This window comes from Bradyrhizobium sp. CCGUVB1N3, assembly GCF_024199925.1.
GTDB lineage: Bacteria > Pseudomonadota > Alphaproteobacteria > Rhizobiales > Xanthobacteraceae > Bradyrhizobium.
This window is the reverse complement of record NZ_JANADR010000001.1, coordinates 7,847,175-7,865,395: the sequence shown is the minus strand read 5'-3', so window position 1 is coordinate 7,865,395 and position 18,221 is coordinate 7,847,175. Positions and strand designations below refer to the sequence as shown.

General features: G+C 58.7%; 11 protein-coding genes and 1 pseudogene. 5 read left to right on the top strand and 7 right to left on the bottom strand.

Annotation, left to right across the window (positions count from 1 at the left end):
• Nucleotides 1–78: 78 nt before the first annotated feature.
• The 4 genes and pseudogenes from NLM33_RS37260 to NLM33_RS37245 all read left to right on the top strand — a co-directional run.
• Nucleotides 79–1,308, top strand: a complete 1,230-nt coding sequence (locus NLM33_RS37260) for a site-specific integrase (RefSeq protein WP_254106089.1) — start codon at nt 79–81, stop codon at nt 1,306–1,308.
• Nucleotides 1,305–2,669 carry a tyrosine-type recombinase/integrase gene (locus NLM33_RS37255; protein WP_254103412.1) on the top strand — a complete coding sequence of 455 codons (1,365 nt, stop codon included), beginning with the start codon at nt 1,305–1,307 and terminating at the stop codon, nt 2,667–2,669. Before NLM33_RS37260 ends, NLM33_RS37255 begins: the two co-directional genes overlap by 4 nt.
• A complete protein-coding gene (locus NLM33_RS37250; RefSeq protein ID WP_254103411.1) occupies nt 2,666–3,670 on the top strand; it encodes a site-specific integrase in 1,005 nt (334 codons plus the stop codon). The genes NLM33_RS37255 and NLM33_RS37250 overlap by 4 nt, the downstream gene beginning before the upstream one ends.
• A gap of 87 nt (nt 3,671–3,757) precedes the next feature.
• Nucleotides 3,758–4,456 (top strand): annotated as a pseudogene (locus NLM33_RS37245) (IS66 family transposase); the annotation flags it as partial.
• A 479-nt stretch (nt 4,457–4,935) separates the two neighbouring features.
• On the opposite strand, the gene trpC reads toward NLM33_RS37245, so the two are convergent.
• On the bottom strand, nt 4,936–5,763 hold the full coding sequence (gene trpC, locus NLM33_RS37240) for an indole-3-glycerol phosphate synthase TrpC (protein WP_254103410.1): 828 nt from the start codon (nt 5,761–5,763) through the stop codon (nt 4,936–4,938).
• Nucleotides 5,764–5,768: 5 nt separating this feature from the next.
• Entirely contained in the window at nt 5,769–6,785 is a 1,017-nt protein-coding gene (gene trpD / locus NLM33_RS37235; RefSeq protein WP_254103409.1) for an anthranilate phosphoribosyltransferase, read from the bottom strand.
• 2,559 nt (nt 6,786–9,344) lie between these two features.
• Between trpD and NLM33_RS37230 the strand changes: the two genes are divergently transcribed.
• On the top strand, nt 9,345–9,722 hold the full coding sequence (locus NLM33_RS37230) for an H-NS family nucleoid-associated regulatory protein (RefSeq protein ID WP_371930036.1): 378 nt from the start codon (nt 9,345–9,347) through the stop codon (nt 9,720–9,722).
• 330 nt (nt 9,723–10,052) lie between these two features.
• On the opposite strand, the gene NLM33_RS37225 is transcribed toward NLM33_RS37230, so the two are convergent.
• From NLM33_RS37225 to NLM33_RS37205, 5 genes are all read right to left on the bottom strand, one after another.
• Nucleotides 10,053–10,706: an FkbM family methyltransferase gene (locus tag NLM33_RS37225; protein ID WP_254103407.1), complete on the bottom strand. Its 654-nt coding sequence runs from the start codon at nt 10,704–10,706 to the stop codon at nt 10,053–10,055.
• 284 nt (nt 10,707–10,990) lie between these two features.
• Nucleotides 10,991–11,392, bottom strand: coding sequence for a response regulator (locus NLM33_RS37220; protein ID WP_254103406.1), 402 nt, complete (start codon nt 11,390–11,392; stop codon nt 10,991–10,993).
• Between the two features lie 2,937 nt (nt 11,393–14,329).
• Nucleotides 14,330–15,577: a dicarboxylate/amino acid:cation symporter gene (locus tag NLM33_RS37215; RefSeq protein ID WP_254103405.1), complete on the bottom strand. Its 1,248-nt coding sequence runs from the start codon at nt 15,575–15,577 to the stop codon at nt 14,330–14,332.
• 48 nt (nt 15,578–15,625) lie between these two features.
• Nucleotides 15,626–16,480 carry an electron transfer flavoprotein subunit beta/FixA family protein gene (locus NLM33_RS37210; protein ID WP_254103404.1) on the bottom strand — a complete coding sequence of 285 codons (855 nt, stop codon included), beginning with the start codon at nt 16,478–16,480 and terminating at the stop codon, nt 15,626–15,628.
• Between the two features lie 442 nt (nt 16,481–16,922).
• Entirely contained in the window at nt 16,923–17,078 is a 156-nt protein-coding gene (locus NLM33_RS37205) for a hypothetical protein (protein WP_254103403.1), read from the bottom strand.
• Nucleotides 17,079–18,221: the final 1,143 nt, after the last annotated feature.

The following is an 18,221-nucleotide window of genomic DNA, read 5'->3' as shown; positions in this document are numbered from 1 at the left end:
CGCGGATTCCGTGCGGGCTTTGCTCCGCATTATTTCTCGGCGACCTTTGCAGTCTTTTGACCAGCAGAGGAGTCGATGGTGCTGAAATCCAATGAAGACCTGATCGCGGAGCTCAAGGCCGTACTGGCCGGCCAGCGCTATCACCCGAGGACGATCAGTAACTACTGCGGGTGCGCGCGCAGATTCCTCGATTATCTCGAACGGCGAGAAATCCAGGTTGAGAACGTGACCGAGGCGCTGGTGTCGACATACATAAGCCATGCGAGTGGGATGTTGCGCAAACGCCATGGTCGATCAGGGCCACACCAGCACCCGATCCCGCGCGCCGGAATCCATGCGCTGGTGCGGCTTGCGCAGGGCCAGTGGCCGCCCCCTCCGAAAGCAGCCTGCGCCGCCGAGGCGGTGCGATTTGCGATCTGCGACGAATACGAGGTCTGGCTTCATGAGGCGCGAGGCCTCGCCCCCGCCAGTATCAAAGCATTGATCTGGGAGGCCCGGCACTTCCTGACCTGGCAGTTCAGGCGGAACGGCGACAATAGCCTGACGAGCCTGGGGGTCGACGACATCGACCGCTATATGGATATGCGCGCACCGAAGTTGACGCGCAAATCGTTGAGCGCCGTCGTAAACCGCTTACGCGCTTTGTTGCGGCATCTGCACCGGGTCGGCGGTACTGCGATCGACCTGTCGCCGCAGGTCATCGGTCCGCGGATCTACGCCTATGAGGGGGTGCCCTCGATTCTGGAGCGAGATCAGGTTGCCGCTGTCCTGAAGACTGTGAGAAAGGACAAGACCCCGAGGGGGTTGAGGGACCATGCGATCCTGCAACTGCTCGCGACCTATGGCCTGAGGTCGAGCGAAATCTGCAACCTGCGGCTTGATGACATCAACTGGCGGGCGGAATCGATCCGCATCCGGCACACCAAGACCAAGGCCTGTTCCTTCCTGCCCCTGATGGAGCCGGTCGGCGAAGCAGTGCTTGCTTATTTACGTGCGGGGCGGCCGGCGATCGACGTCCGGGAAATCTTCATCCGCGCGCGTGCACCCTATCGCAAGCTCAAGATGTTGGACAAGATGGTACGGCGCCGACTGCGCCAGGCCGGTGTCAAGCTGCCGGGCAAGAGCGGTGCCCATGTCTTCCGACATGCACGCGCGGTCGAAATGTTGCGCGCATCGGTCCCGCAGAAGGTCATCGGTGATCTGCTCGGGCACCGGTCGGCGGAGTCCACGGTGCCCTATCTCAAGCTTGCCACCGAGGACCTCAGGGCCATCGCACTCGACGTGCCGGAAGCGGGGGTGCTGTCATGACAACATGGCCCGATCCCGAGCGGCAGTTGATCGCGCGCTATCTGGCAGGGCTTAGCCTGCGACACGCCGACAGCCGCGCCTCTTACAGGCAGGTGCTGAACAGCTTCCAGGACGTCGCTGAATGCCATGCCGAGCTCGGCAAGGATGTTCTGGTGGCTTGGCTGCAGACATTGTCCGACCATTGGATGGCGACGACGCTGCTGAACCGCACCCGCATCATCGATCGGTTCCTCGATCACCTTCTGAACATCGGAGCGATCGAGCGCAATCCCGTCACCGCCTCGTGCGAGGCATGCAATATCAAGCGATGTCGGCCGGTCTGGCGCGCACTAGCGTCGCATGACCCCGAACAGGCCCTTGCCGAACTCCGCCAGCCCAAGCCGTTCGGCAGCATGCTGGGCGGGATCATGGCCGAGCACGTCGCGCTGATGCGCAACAGAGGATACAAATACACCTCGCAGCCCGCATGGTTCTTGCGGTTCGATCGGTTCCTGCAGTTGAATCCTGCGTTGCAGGATGAGCCGGTCGAGGTGATGCTGGAGCATTGGAAGAAGGCAAAAACCACACTCAATCACGCTGCGGAATGTGAGAAACTGGAGCGGATCCTTGCGAGGGTCCTGCGTCATAAGAATCCGTCGCTCCCGCCGCGCCGCCCGAACCCGCGTCCGCAGAAGGAATTAGCGAAACAGTGGCGCAAGCCTTACATCTATACGCCGACCGACGTGCGGCAGATGCTCGATATTGCCCGTTCCTATCCTTCGCAACGGGCCCCGCTGCGTGCACCGAGCCTCCATGCCATGCTCCTACTGGCCTATTGCGCAGGGCTTCGGCGTGGCGAACTTGCCCGTCTCGATCTTGGTGACGTCGACTTCCACGCCGGCACAATCACAATCCGGCAAACTAAGTTCTACAAGATGAGGATACTGCCGTTGCCCGACAGCGCAATCGCCGAGCTTCGGGCTTATCTCGATTTGCGGCGGCAGGCCGGTGCACCGCAGGACCCGCACTCCGCCCTGTTCTGGCACGAGGGGCGCAACGCCCGCTACACAAAGCAGGTCATCGCCTTGTTGCTCGTCGACGTGATCCGTCGAGCGGGGCTGAAGCCGCCAGAAGGGCGAACGGGTCCCCGTCTTCATGACCTGCGCCACTCAATGGTCGTGCACCGTATCCTCGAATGGTACCGCTCGGGCATCAATCCGCATGACCGGCTGCCGTTCCTCGCGACATATCTCGGCCATAAGGATATCCACTCCACCCTCGTCTACATCACTGTTACACAAGACCTGCTGCATCTTGCGAACGAGCGGTTTAGGGCCGTAGGCGCGCCATGCCTCGATCTGGGGCAGGAGGTGCGGCCATGAACAAGGCGAACGCGTTCCCGGATTTGATGCGTGCGTTCTTCTACGAATGGCTCGTCGAGCAACGCAATGCATCGATCCACACGGTCCGGTCCTATCGTGACACCTGGCGGCTGTTCCTGCGGTTCGTCGCACAGCGCACGGAAAAGAAGGTGGCGGTGATCACACTGGCCGATCTGACTGCCGACGGGGTGGCTGCCTTCCTCGGTCACGCCGAGCACGACCGCGGCGGTACGATCGGCACGCGCAACTGCAGGCTTGCCGCGATCCGCAGCTTCTTCAACTTCGTCGCGACCAAGGACCCCGCATCGATCGCTCAGTGCGTGGAAATCCTTCACATCCCGGTCAAGCGGGCGCCGGTATCGGAACCCTGTTATCTGGACCCGGCGGAGGTAGCAGCGATCCTTGCCCAGCCGGACCGCTCCACGCTCGAAGGCATACGCGATCACGCACTGCTCTCGTTCCTCTACAACAGCGGGGCACGGATACAGGAGGCTCTCGATCTGTGTCCCGGGGCGATCCGGTTCGATAGCCCAAGTTGCGTTCGTCTTACCGGCAAGGGCCGCAAGGAACGCATCTGCCCACTCTGGCCGGAAACCGTGCTGTTGCTGAAAAAGCTGCTGGAGCGACAGCCGCGTGCATTGGACCAGCGGCTGTTCGTCAACCGCTATAGCGAGCCGCTCAGCGCATCCGGCGTTCGGTTCAAGCTTGCTGCCTACGTGAAGGCGGCGGCCGAAACCACACCAACGTTGCGGACTAAGCATGTGACGCCGCACAGCTTCCGACACGCCACCGCCGTACACCTCGTCTCGGCGGGAGTCGACGTCACCGTTATCCGTAGCTGGCTTGGTCATGTGAGCCTCGACACCACCAATCACTATGCCAGGGCCAATCTGGAAACGAAGCGAAAGGCGCTGGAACAGGTCAGTGCTCCGGAATCGGTACGACATCCCCCGTCATGGAAGCGGGATACGAGCCTGCTCGCCTGGCTCGACACGCTCTGAAATAATGTGAAGGAACGTCAATCAAAGACAGCATCAATCCCGCATCCGGCGGCGTTCCTTCACATTACTGCCACCTCGCGATTAGCCGGCATCCTGCAGGCCGATTGCTACAGCGGCTTCGAGCCGCTGTTCGACCCGCAGAAGAAGGCGCTGCCGATTACACCGGCATTTTGCCTGGCCCATGCGCGGCGGGGCTTCTTCGAGCTGGCTGATATCGAGAAAAATGCTCGGGAAGGCAAGAAGGGCAAACCGGTCTCTCCGATCGCGCTAGAGGCGGTCAGGCGCCTCGACGCTCTGTTCGAGATCGAGCGCGCCGTCAATGGCCTTAGCGCCGACGAGCGGCGCGCCGTGCGCCAGGAGAAGAGCAAGCCGCTTCTCGACGACATGCACTCCTGGTTGCTCCGCGAGCGCGAAACCCTCTCGCGTTCCTCCGAGGTCCTGAAGCCGGTCAACTACATGCTCAGGCGCTGGGACGGCTTCGCCGGCTTCCTCGACGATGGCAGGATCTGCTTGACCAATAATTGCGCTGAGCGCGCACTGAGAGGCATCGCTTTGGGAAGGCGGAACTGGACCTTCGCCGGCAGCCAGCGTGGTGCCGACCGTGCCGCCATCATGCTGACGATGATCACGACCTGTCGCCTCAACGACGTCGATCCCAAAGCCTGGCTCGCCGACGTCCTGGCTCGTATCGCCGATCATCCCGCATCGCGTCTGCACGAGCTACTGCCCTGGGAATGGAAGCTCTTGCGCCAGGCCGACAAGCCCGCCGATCAGCAGGCCGCTTGACCTCACCCAACACGATCATAGACCTCGTCGTGCCCGCCCGCATGCGCCAAATTAGGCGGCCTTCGTCGTATGCGTACGTAACAAGCGCCTCGGTCGAGCTTGTGACTAGCCGGTTCATGGTGATGAACACGCCTGGAGGTTCTGTCGGCGAGCCTAATGCGGGCCTGATCGTGGTTGACACTAGCCCATCCGTCTTCAAGGCTTAGGCGCCGACGCGCCGCTGGAATAATCGCAAAGCTGCGCAAACGGGACTTTTGACGCACCGCCGCAATTTACAAATGATCCGTGACATGCGGATGCGCGATCATCACTCGCCGATCCGACCATGGTCCTAAGGCCGATTTCGCAATTGTCGATACACGACCTTTCGCTGCGGCGGGTTGCACACTGACGCGTGTTCCCGATCTACCGATCATGCGAAGGCTGGTGCTGTCAGCGTGGATATGAGTGTGCCGATAGCTGATTGGAGACTTTGCGGGTCATTGGTTCGCCCAGGTCGCTGCCGCCTGGTTTGGTGAAAGCAGAGCGCGAGTTGCTGCTGTCAAGTCAGACTGACGCATGAGATTTTCGCCCACAAGGAAGGTCGAGATGCCGGCTCGCGAGAGCCGCGTCAGATCAGTGAACGCGCAGATGCCGCTTTCACTGACGATCAGACGATCCTTCGGGACGAGTGGCGCCAGGGTTTCACTTGTCTTAAGGTTTGTCACGAACGTGCGCAGGTTGCGGTTATTGATGCCAATCATCTGCGAGCGAAGCTTGAGGGCGCGCTCGAGCTCTGCGCGGTCATGGACCTCGATCAAGACGTCCATGCCGTACGTTAAGGCCGCAGCCTCGAGGTCGCGGGCAGCCCCGTCGTCCAGCGCGGCCATAATCAGCAGAATGCAGTCGGCGCCATGGGCGCGAGCCTCGATCACCTGATAAGTGTCGAAAATGAAGTCCTTGCGCAAGACCGGCAGGTTTGTGGCCGAGCGCGCCGTGTCCATATAATCAAGGTCACCCATGAAAGATGGTTTGTCCGTCAAGACCGAGAGGCAGGCGGCGCCTCCTGCTTCATACGATCTGGCAAGCGACGGCGGATGAAAGTCAGAGCGAATGAGCCCCCTCGACGGCGACGCTCTCTTGAGCTCGGCGATGAGGGCATAGCTACCTGAAGCGCGCTTCTTGTTGATTGCGCTGACAAAGCTGCGCGGAGAAGGCGCACGCCGTGCGCGCGCGTCGAGCTCAGCACGCGGAAGCTCGCGTCTGGCAGCTGCGATCTCTTCGCGCTTATATGTCTCGATCTTCGTCAGAATGTCGGATTCGATCATGTCGTCTATTTGGCGTTGGAAATTGCAACCAGATGCTTCAAGCGGGCGGCGGCGGCGCCACTATCAAGTGATGCCCGCGCGACGGCCACGCCCTCCTTCAACGTTGTGGCCCGACCGGCTACTATAATGGCCGCTGCTGCGTTCAGGAGAGCAACATCCCGATATGGGCCTCGCATGCCCTCCAGCACGCTCTGCAGTGCAATCGCGTTCGCATCGGGATCTCCGCCCTTCAGTTCCTCCTTTCCGCAGAGAGGGAGCCCGGCTTCTTCCGGCGTCATCTCGAAGCTGCGAATCTCGCCCTTCTCCAGCGCGGCGACAGAGGTGGGGCCGGTGAGCGTGATCTCGTCAAGTCCATCGCAGCCGTGCACCACCCACACCGATTCCGCACCGAGGCTCTTGGAGACCTCCGCTAGAGGCTTCACCCATCGGCGCGAGAACACCCCGATCATCTGCCGCTTGACGCCGGCAGGATTGCAGAGCGGTCCGAGGAGATTAAAGATTGTGCGGGTCGCGAGTTCGACCTGGGTCGCGTTCACGTTTTTCATTGCCGGATGATGGGTCGGCGCAAACATGAACCCGATCCCGGCATCCCGGACACAGCGGGCGACTTCATCTGGCTCCAAATCGATCTTTACTCCGAGCGATGCCAGTACGTCGGCGGAGCCTGAGCGTGAGGACAGCGCGCGGTTTCCGTGCTTGGCGACAGGAATGCCGGCGCCCGCGACAATGAAAGAGGCGCATGTCGAGACGTTGACCGAGCCGGAACCATCACCGCCTGTGCCCGCAATGTCGACGGAATCGGGCGGTACATTGACCGGTCGCATTCTGCCGCGCATCGCGGAAACCGCGCCGGCAATTTCTTCCACTGTCTCGCCGCGCACCCTCAGCGCCAGCAACAACCCGCCCATCTGCGCGGGCGTCGCCTTGCCCGACAGCATACTGTCGAACGCCTCGGCCATTTCCTGGTAGCCCAAGGGGACGCCGCTAGCGACTTTGCCCATGATTACCCTTAGATCCATCACGCACTCTCGAGCCAGACGGAATTGTTGGTCGCGCTTTCGGCCCGAGCACGAGCGGCCCTGTCGATCGACGCGGCTATTTCCCAATGCGGCCTGCCGCCCTGTTGAGGGACACCGCCGGCGGTTCTTTGCTCAGGGCGCATTGGGTGCCTTCCTTTTCGCTTTTGGTCAGTTCGGGACTTCGGCTGAGGCAGGACGAGTTAAGTCAAGACGACCAGAGTTTCGGTGCCATTACAGCTTTCTGCCCGTCCGATGTCGTTGTGGCTGCCGCCACGGCCGCCGCAAATATCGTCGGTGCCGTCCAACGCAACGCGCGAAGTCTGCAAGATGCTTCAGATCTCGTTTCAACCAAACCCGCCACCTTCACCTTGGCATTCGCGCGCACCGACGAGCGCAGCCTGCTCCATTGGAGGACCTCGATTTGGCTACGATCTTCTGGAAACCTACAACTTGACGCTGCGACAGCTTCAAGCCATTTCAGCGAACGAGGAGGCGAAACGCTTGCAAGCGTAGACTCGCGCTAAAGGCGGGAAGCGATCAGTCTGGCTAACATTTGCTACACTGCTCACCCTCGACGTCCCTTCTTCAGAACTCGATGCTTCTGATACGATGTGATTCGTTAGGGCGTCGACTGGAATGCCCGGATGTCGCTTGAAATTTCCGCAGTTGTGCCGCCGGTCGCTGTCTGCGCCTATCGACCACGCCGCCCGGCACACGGCACCTTGCTCAATAACTCTGCTCAATAACTCTGTCGCGAGAGCGTTGAGCAGCAACACGTGCCACCAAACACAGCGAACCAGCGTGCCCAGCCACCGGGGATGGTTCGGTGCAGTTGGCCCAGGAGCGGGCGGACGCAACCGCCGAGGGCAGAGGATGCCACTTCTCGAGACAAAATGCGCCCGGAGCGGAACCGCCCTAGTCTTAAATGGTTCAGCGCATACTTTTGACGCTCAAGTGAGAAGACGCATGATCGTGATAAGGAAACCAGGGAAAGCGATCGATCTTTCAATCTGACGACACCTCCTTTCTCACGACGTCCTTTCTCAACAAACGTGGCCACTTCGCCGAACTGCCTCGATCTCGTTCTGTGCCGGTTTAACGCCACGGCCTTTAGAAGATACCCCCGCCGGTGCACTCGGCGGGGGCTCCGCAGGTGGCTGACGCGAGGCTCGCGAACGAGGTGTCGCATCAAGGACCCGCGTTCACTGAACGCCCTTGCCACCGGCAAGCTGGACTTCATTGTCCCTGCCGGCCCTTGGCATCCATAATCGCTTATCGTCGGTAGATTTGTGCCGATGACCTAAAACCGCGCCATCTGCGGTATCCAATAGACCGCCTAGCCGGCACATCTTTCGTAATCCGCTTCGGTCCACTGTCTTTTTGAGTTCCGGCTTGATCACACATCAGAACGCTCTGCGCTTGGGCATTTCTATGGGACGTTCCGTAACGCGGGAGATCGGCCGAAGGTAAGCCGCGTGCAAACGATAACGCTCACGCCGCTTGTGAGAGCGCCATGCGCGCACGGCGTACCCAACTGCGAAGCCAACAAACAAAATCGGAAGCAGCACTAGAAATAGCATCATCGAGAAGTCTCGGCTTGCAGAGCGGTTGCGCTTTTTCGAATGAGCGGCGAGGACGTCATGACCGGCCCTTTATTCCTTGTTCGTATTGAAACCACTCTGCGACCATACAACTTGACGCAACGTCCGATTCAAGCCCTGTGAGACTCTCGCCCGGAACGATATTTTGCCGCAGAAACAGTAGCCGACATAGCTTCACTCAAAGTCCGTATTTTCTCGACAAACTTGCGGTTGGTTGAACGGCCCATGCGGCAACGCTCGTCTCTCGCCAGCCGCGCTATGGGAAACGAGCGCCGAGTCACCCGAAAGCATTGACTAGGCCGTCAGATCAACTCGCTATGGATTGATCACGATAGGCACCTGAAACGCGGTGCCGTTTTGATAATTTGGCGTGGCAGGCGGAGATGGTGCGGCTCTTCGAGTCAGAAAGGAGAGCCCTGCCTGTTGCGGCGGTCGCCTGCAGGTTGGCGCAGGGTTGACCACTTCCTCAGAACTCCTAGATGGAGGCTCCCCTCGACTACAATCCGAAGGCTGCGAAATGAAGGTCAAAGAGCTTATCGAGCTTCTGTCAGGATGTGAGCAAGATGCTGATGTCATCATTCCGGACTCGTCTTCGCCACGCGAGGCCTTCGCAGTGGTGAAAGCCGTCCAGACTGGTTGGATTTATAATCCACAGCTTGCGGTCGAGGATATGTCATTTTGGATTGACGGTGTCGACCATGTTGAACCGCCGCGCGGTAGCTATATAGCTCGTGGAGTGAGGTTGCTCGGTCCGAGATGTGGACCTGTCCTGGCAATCCAATAGATTGCCCAGAAAGAAGCAACTAATGTCGTTGATACTCTAGCCATCGATTGTCTTCGTTGTTCTCCGACAACGCTGTAGGGCAGCTCCCAGGCTCTTCTGCCGCCTTAGCGAGCTCGTTCGTTTCGCTCCTCGAAAATCGCGCCTTGTCTATTACTTCGCGCGCGACTATTTAATGCGATGAAATTTCGAGAATGGCAGATCGCAATGAAGATGAATGACCTGAAGTCGATGAGTGTCGACGAGCTGTGGAGTCTCCACGAGAAGGTGTCTGCAGCTCTCGCTCAACGGATTACTGCGGAAAAGGTCAAACTAGAGGAGCGGCTGCGAACCATCGGAAGGGGCGATAAGCTCGCCCGGCCAGGCCGTGAGCGTCGGCCCTACCCGCCTGTGCGGCCAAAGTATAGAAATCCGAAGAACCCGGAGCAAACTTGGTCGGGGCGCGGGAAACCACCGCGATGGCTCAGCCCGCAACTTCGTGCCGGCCGGAAGTTGGATGATTTCCTTATCGACCGATCTGCTCGCAAGCGCCGCCACAAGGCTTCACAAGCCGGTTAGCAATGCCTGCTTCGATCTATGCGGCTGTGCGCCCAATTAGCGCTGAACGACTACGGTTTTCTTTCTGCCTATGTCGCAAAAGCTCAATATCCCTGGCCACGCCAGGGGTCTCGGCTCGCCCATTTCCCGCTCACCGATCGTGCAACTCGAAAGAAAAGCCGCGTGCGGCAAGCGCCTAGGGCATGGATTTTCTATGCCCTTCAACTACTGGCGACGGGTACCGCGCCACGGATCTCTGATTGGCGAACAGGCCTATTTCGGTTTCTTGCGCATCTGTTCGGGTTCGATTTACCGAAGCACCTCGGACAGTAAAGAAAAGCAGAGGCCGAGCTAACAGCTCGTATTCCTAAGCAATACATCACCCTCCACTGCGCGAGGATAGACCGTTACCAATTCGAATGATGGCAAGAGATCAAGGATGGCTCGCAAGGACAGCTGCCCTTCATAAAGCTCGCGGTCGCTATATTCCGTGTAGATGAAGCGTGTATTGCTCAAGGTCCGTCTGCCGCCAGCGATGACATCGGACTCCGCTCCCTGAACATCCATCCAGATCAAATCAATCTTGTTCAGGTTAACTTCGCTGCTCCAGTCATCCAGCCTTCGCGTTTCAACAGAGATCGGATGATCGAATCGAACCCAATCATACTCAGCAAGATGATTCTTTGGCCGGCGTATTGAGCCCGAGAGGTCCCACCCCTCCGCCTCTCCATCTCCATTACTTGGATGAAATTCAATACTCCCGTTTCGATCGCTAATCGCGAACTCAAACAGCCTCACATTCTTGACGTCCTGCATGTTCCTCTTGAAGCGAACCAACACTCGAGGGTCAGGTTCAAAGCAGTAGAACTGTGCTTCGGGGCGAAGCTGGAGAAAACGTCTCGCGTCGGTTCCGTCATAAGAGCCGATGTCCAAGATAACGGGGCTTTGACTTTCCAGAAGTGAAACGATCTGGTGGTGAACTTCCAAAGGGTTAGGGTCTAGCATGCGCTTTAGGCCTCTCGCACGGATCGCTTTTGAGTTTCGGTCGACTTCTTTGAACTACGGCAGTACTTCGGTTGACGTCTGAACTCCTTGATGCACAGGCGGCGCCTGCCATGCGATGATATCAACCGAACTCTGGTGGCTTGCGTTGATCGTCTTATGCCTTGGAAGGCGAGCTTGTTGCCCCGAAACGATTTAATTTCGGCGTGATTAGAACTCGTATCCGATTTGCGGCCAGGAGCCGACTCCGGTGGTTACGCACGAAGACGTCGCCAAGCCGGGCCCGATCAAATTAAGGGGGCCCTCCGAAGCGTCCTCCGGTCTTTGAGGGTCGCTTTGATGCACGCGAGCAGCTCGGCATTGCTGAATGACTTGCGCGGGAAGTGCGACACGCCGGCTTTCAACGCGCGAGCTCGGTTGTCGTCGTCGAGTTCGGCCAAAAGAAGGATGGTGGGAATTTCGCTTCCGGACGTGACGAGCAGCTCATGCAAGTCTAGCCCATTCGTGCTCGGCAGCTGCACGTCCGCGATCAAGCAAGACGTGCTGATGCAACGCTTTGAATTCAGAAATTCATGTGCACTGTGGAACAGATATGGGACGCAGCCCGCTGAAATCAGCATATTCAATAATGGTTCGTACACGGCCAGATCGTCACACACGACCGAGATGATATCGAGCGTGTGGGCCATTCGCACCAGATCTAACAGGGACCGTTTCTGAACCCTCGGCGCAACTTGACCGCACTGCACACGATCCTTTTGAAGAAGCATCAGACACCTACACTCGACAGCTCTCGCCTTCGTCGGGAGGCTAAGGTGACATCGAGGCGTGCCTCAAGTGTACGGTGGTAGGTAGCCCACATCGAAGAGGTTGGAAGACCTAAACGAAGGTTTGCTGACGTCGCCGACCACGGGGCCCCGGCAATATTTGGTACGAGTCGGCGAATACACGTTACTGAAACTGGCATCCGCCCTCGATGCTCGACGCAGACTTGAGAATTCCTCTCGCGGCTAACCATCCTGATACGCCCTGACGTCTCTCCGGACCGGCCTTTTTTATCCGCCGTTCTCGGCAGTTCGTAAAATCAATTGTATCGATTGAACATATCCGAACAGTGGATGGGTTTTCTTAAATCGGGACAACGCGGGCGAATGACCAGGAGGGAAGGACCGCTCCGCACACTGGGTTATGGACCCATGGGCGGAGTTTTCAAAGACCCTCAAAATGGATCGATGGCCGGTCAATTGCATTCCGCCGGCGGATCGGCGCGCAGCCCATTATCCTTCACGAGTGGGATGAGCTTGTCCTTGATCGTGCGAGCTCCAGTTTGAGGCGGGTCCAATCGGTCAGTGTGACTTGACCCGTATTTGCGCAGCCAGTGTGGCCGCTTCAGATGGGCCAATCCCGACTATACCGACGAACCCCGAGGGCGGCATCGGAATTTCCTGGCTAGTCGGCCTCCAGAGATGCAGACAGTAACGGCTGTTGTTCACGTATTCGGACTGGGGCGGATGAAGCTGCATCACGCACTCCTCCTCCTCCCAAAAGAGATCCTTGACGAAGCACATCTCCTGCCAATTCGGACAACGCCGCGGTGTCGAGACGGAGACATGCTCCCAGCGCGGACGGAGCAATCCAATGATTCTTAGTTTGCAGCCGCAGGGCCCCTGCACAAAGAAGAGACCGCAAGGACCTGATCCTGGTGCGCTGGCGAATTGTCCATATCGTACGCGACCAGCTTCGAGCTGGTCCACAATCTGCGCTCTCATGCTACCCCCTTTGCCACGCAGATGCTTCGGATCTGATGTAGATCACGTCTGCTCGAACCTTCTTCGTTCCAGGCTGGCACTGCTGTGCAATGCCAGTCTGCCCCTTCTACTGTCACGACCTACGGGCGCATGTCGCTAGGCGCCCCTCGAGAAAGCGGCACCGCTCCCCCGATTGACGAGACGACCACTTCCAGATCCATCCACGTCCTGCATCGATGAGATGCGCCATTGTGTCCTCACCGACAGCTCGGCGCTGCGTGGACGCGTCTCAACCTGGCGCTGAAGATGGAAGCACCCCAAACCCAGCACCTTTGAACGCCACAACTCAGCGGCGGTCCGCGTGGCTCGATCGCTTGATCCACTTTGCAGAACATGACCTCGATTCGAGCCTATCAGGCGCGTATGAAGTAAAGCGTTAGTTCAGTCATCACTGACCACGCACCAAGCTCCATTGCTCGTGCGTTACGGGTCGCCAACGCTTCGTCGTTTGAAACGAGCGGCGGCATTTTTACGGCCTTTGGCTTCGAAAGGACCCTATGTTTACCGTCGCCGTGGTTAGACCACACCAAGTCGTTTCGCAGCAGTTTGGGAAGACCGTGACGGTTGCCCAGGCGACCGGCGAGAGACAACCCTGCCGTTATTTGGCCGGACGGCGGTATCGATGTTATTCAATGCAGGCCTCATTCTGCTAGTCGCCGACGTCGCCAAGCAGGGGTGACGGACGCACTGGATGCGCCGCCCTCGCTCAAGGCTGCCCTCTCCTGCATTGCCGGCCATGAGCGAGCGTTTCGAAAGGCGCGTTGGGACCAATGGCAATCCTGGCATCGCTTGTCCTCCCTTGATCGCGCATTCGACTGGAACGTTCCGCACATGCGTTGACCTCGCGGGCAGCCAACTCTCCTCGAGATCCGATTACATCGACTCGCGTGTGGCCGTAAGCTTGTTCACGATTGTCGCTAGTCCTACAACCTGACGCTACGTTAGATTCAAGTCATTCCAACAACGCAGGCAAGCCTTATTTGTCCACCGGCCGGCAACGCACTCTATTGTCGGCGACATTTGCCGCTCAACAAGATGGTAGCGATTGATGAAACTGGCAGATAAAAGAGCAGCTTCGGTGCGGCGTTAAACCGCCAGGCGCTCGGAGAGGGATTGCCAATTCCGGCCACGAACTCTGCTAAGCAGTTGGCGCGAGTTAAAGAAGGGGACTAGTCATGCAAGCGCGGCGAGCCTGGACCATCAAATCGCCAACACATCGAGATGCGGACATCGAACGACTTCAGGCTCAGCTGAACGAACTGAACCAACGCCTGAACGAACTTAGATGTCCCGTTCTAGATCGGTCGAATGTAGCGGCTATTCGGGCAAGAGCACTTACGCTATCTCGGGAAATTGACGAGATCCGTTGCTCGGCGAGCGGGATTGACGCGTTAACAGAACTTCTCCGGAGATAGTCTGGGCTCGTTGCGGCGTCGTAGCAAGGCAGTTCTGCCACGGCGAAGACGCGATGCCGCCGCCTCCACATGCGCCTTCGGCCTCTTCGCCAGCTCGCGTCCGATGTTCGAGAGCCCCCAACCACTATCTGTCCATGGTTTGACCGTGAAGTCCCCTGGCATCTCGTTCTGGCGGAGAAAAATTGGACCGGCGGGTCGCTCTCCGGTCAAGCCTCCCTCGGCAATAGTTGCATGATTGTGCAAATCCAACGACGGGTCTCGACGTGCTGCTGCTACTCCTTCCACCAGCGGCGCAGAGATTAGCCTCGCTGCCGAGCCAGCACGAGCTGGTCGCCATCGCACTGCATCAAAGGCGTCAGGCCTGCATAGTTCGTCGTAGTTCTCTGATACTCGTCCGATCGATTTAGCGGCAGACCCGCCCACTAAGCTCCTTGCGATCGAGTTCGCCTTCCCACCAAGCGACGACCACGCAGGCGACGCCGTTGCCGCAGAGATTGGTCAGCGCGCGGCATTCGCTCATGAATTTGTCGATACCAAGCACGATTGCCATGCCCGGCACGAGCCGCGGATCGACCACCGCCAGCGTCGCGGCGAGCGTGATGAAGCCCGCTCCGGTGATGCCGGAGGCGCCTTTCGAGGTCAGCATCGCCACCACCAGGATGGTGAGCTGCTGGCCCAACGTGAGATCGAAGCCGAGCGCCTGCGCGATGAACAGGCTCGCCAGGGTCATATAGATGTTGGTGCCGTCGAGGTTGAACGAGTAGCCCGTGGGCACCACAAGGCCAACCACGGACTTCGAGCAGCCGAGCCGCTCGAGCTTCTCCATCAAGGACGGCAGCGCGCTTTCCGACGACGAGGTGCCGAGCACGATCAACAGCTCGTCCTTGATGTAGGCGAGGAACTGGAAGATCGAGAAGCCGGCAAGACGCGCGATGGTTCCGAGCACGATGAACACGAACAGCGCAGCGGTGGCATAGAAGGTCGCGATCAGCCCGATCAGATTGAGGATCGCACTGGTGCCGAACGTGCCGATGGTATAGGCCATCGCGCCGAATGCGCCGATCGGCGCTGCGCGCATCACGATCGCGATGACGCCGAACACGGCATGGGCGGCATCGTCGATGAAGTTGCGGATTGCGTGGCCGCGCTCGCCGAGCCCCATGATGGCGAAGCCGAAGAGCACAGAGAACAGCAGAACCTGGAGGATCTCACCTTGCGCAAACGCGCCGACCACAGTGTCCGGGATGATGTGCAGAATGAAGTCAACGGTCTTTTGTCCCTCAGCCTGCTTGGCGTAGTTGACGACCGCCTTTGCGTTCGCCGCTGCGCCACCGAAGCCCGCACCCGGGCGAACCAGATTGCCGACGACGAGCCCGATCACGAGCGCAAACGTCGAAACGATCTCGAAATAGACCAGCGCCTTGACGCCGATGCGGCCGACCTTCTTGGCGTCCTGGATGTGGGCGATGCCCGAGACCACGGTACAGAAGATGATCGGGGCAATCACCATCTTGATCAGCTTGACGAAGCCGTCGCCCATCGCCTTGATCCAGTCGTTGGTGGCAAGCGAGGGCCACAGCCAGCCGACGACGGTGCCCATGACAATGGCGATCAGCACCTGGGCGTATAGAATCTTGTACCAAGGCTTCATGGGCAGCACCACGGCGCGACAATAGCGGGAGATTTCAACGGCTCATCGCTACAGCTTCAGATCAGAAGCGCGCGCCAGGGCTGCAAGTTCAGTTTCCAGCTTTGGCCGGTGCTTAAAGATCGCGTCGATAAACGCCGGTACAGGCTGCTCGGCGTCCTCCACCAGCATTGCTCTCTCGGCGCGCTTGGAGGGGGCGAAAACACGCTTGACGATAGTCGGCGAGCCCTTAAGGCCGCATTTCGAGATATCTGCAACGCCTGCGTCCTGCGCGTTCCATTTGACGATGTCGGTGCGTGCCGCACGCAACGCATCCATCATGCTCCCTCGCCGAATCTCGTTTGTCGCCTCTAGCATGGTAATGAGACATGGCATCTTTGTGCGCAACACCTGCACACCGCCTTCCGAGCGTCGCTCAACCTCGATCGCGCGCGACGCCAGATCCAGGCTCGTGATCGCGGCGACATAAGTGAGCTGCACCACTCCGAGCCGTTTGGCAATACCAGGCCCAACCTGTGCGGTATCACCATCGATCGTCTGCTTGCCGGCAAAGATGAGGTCGGGTGGCCCATACTCCTCTCCGATTTTACGAATGGCCGTTGCCAGCGCGTAAGTGGTCGCAAGCGTATCGGCCCCTGCGAAAACACGATCGGTGAGCAACACCGCGCGATCTGCACCGAACGTCAGTGCCTTTCGCAGCGAGTCTTCGGCGGCTATCGGCCCCATGGTGAGAACAGTGACCTCGCCGCCAATCTTGTCGCGCAACTCTAGCGCTGCCTCGAGCGCGAACAAGTCGTAAGGATTGACGATCGTCGGCACGCCCTGGCGCATGATGGTGTTGGTCACAGGATGCACGCGAATCTGCGCGGAGTCCGGAACCTGCTTTATACAGACGACGTTGTGCATCGACTATCTCTCCAAAGGCTGCAGGGAGTTGAATTGAAACGGCGAGTCTCATGCCTGTGAACCGACTTCCAAATTTGGGCGTCGATGTAGGGATGTGTCGGAGTCATCGAGGACGACGGTTGGTGTCTCAAGCTCAACAATTCCGACGGTACGTCGCAAATTGGACAATGTCTTTCGCAAGTTCCGGCCGCATACGACAAAGCGATGCTGCGGCTGCGATTCATGAAGACATTGCATACGCGTATCCTCCGGGCGCCTTTGAGCTTAGGCGGTGTTATTGCGAATTGCCGCCAGGTCGATGAACGTTCCTGGCTCAGAGAAAGAACGGAGCGGGCCTGACGCACGAGCAGGGGCGCACCTGGCCCGCCCCTACATCACCAGGCTGGGTGGCGATGCTACGTTGAACAAAGCAAGCAACGTGCCGCAATGGAGAACGGTGCTTTCACGAGCAATTCGCACCGGCACCTTCCAAGGAAGGGCTGCCGAACATCAAATCATTCGAATCGTCAGCAACGCAACAATTGGTTGCTTCATGGTCCGCTGCGGTCGGCTGGCGATAGTCCGCAATCATAGTGATCCTCTGCTTTTTGTTTTTCATCAGAGGCGTCTTTCGGCGTTTGGACTTACCTGGGGATATCCTCGATCACCGAAAGCGATTTGTGCGAGCTGGAGGCACGCGTTCTAAACGTGATTCGTAAGTGGCGGGCCCGGACTGCCCAGCAATCCGAGCCCATAGCCTCAGCAATCCGGCAAGTCGGTTGTTCGGCTACAAATACAACGTTGATGGAGACGCTCGGAAAACGCATTGATGTCGCTCAAGAGATCCGTACCGGAAAGTTCGGTCGCGCAACTCGCATGTGTGAATAGCGGCTGACTTGAGATCGCACAACCTGATGCCATCCAAGATTCCTTATACGCCGGGGGTTGAACCGTACGTAGCGTCAGGTTGTAGGGATAGTTCAACGGAGTTGCATCCTCTTGAATGAGGTCCTGCGGCCTCCGACTTTGTGCCTACGCTAGCGGCGCACTTTCGCTAGACGCCGGAAACTCCATGATGGCGGGCAGAGTTAAACGGATCTTGGCTTGCTCGACAGGACGCAGTTGCTTGCATAGTTGGACGTTCAATAGTCCTGTCGGATGGACGCTCGCGTGATCGCCTTTAAACCAACAGGATATATCATGGCACGATTTGCGCGCCCCGCTGAACGGAGCGCCTATGGAAGGCATTGATTTGTTTGTCTTGGTCATGGCAGGGATGACCTTGGGAGGATTGGCTGCTGCCATCGCACGCGAAGGGTCTGAGCGTGAGTTTTGCTGGTGGAAGCATCTCGCATTGTGGGCTGCCGCAATCGCGCTACTCTGCATTATCGCCCATAAGATGGTTGAGGCCGAGGCTGACCGCGGCGTCGAATTAGACAGTATAAGTCCAGGCACGACGTTGCCGCTAGCCGCCAGCCCTTCCCGAGACAGCAGTTATGTGCCTTCATCCACGCAGAGTGCGACAAGCTGGCGAGGAGGGTCGCCGCCGCCAGATCTTCACGAGCGTCAACTCCCATGCCGCGAGGCTTGGTGCCCTGATGATTGATCTAAAGGATCTCTGAGAGCTCAACGCGGCAGCCGTGCAGGAGCCGGACATCGAACAACCGCACAGTCCGACATAAACTCAAACTTGATGTTCCTTTCTCGGGGGAAGCATCATCCCCCCCTGCCGCTCGGCGTGCGACGAAAGGTTTGCGTCTCG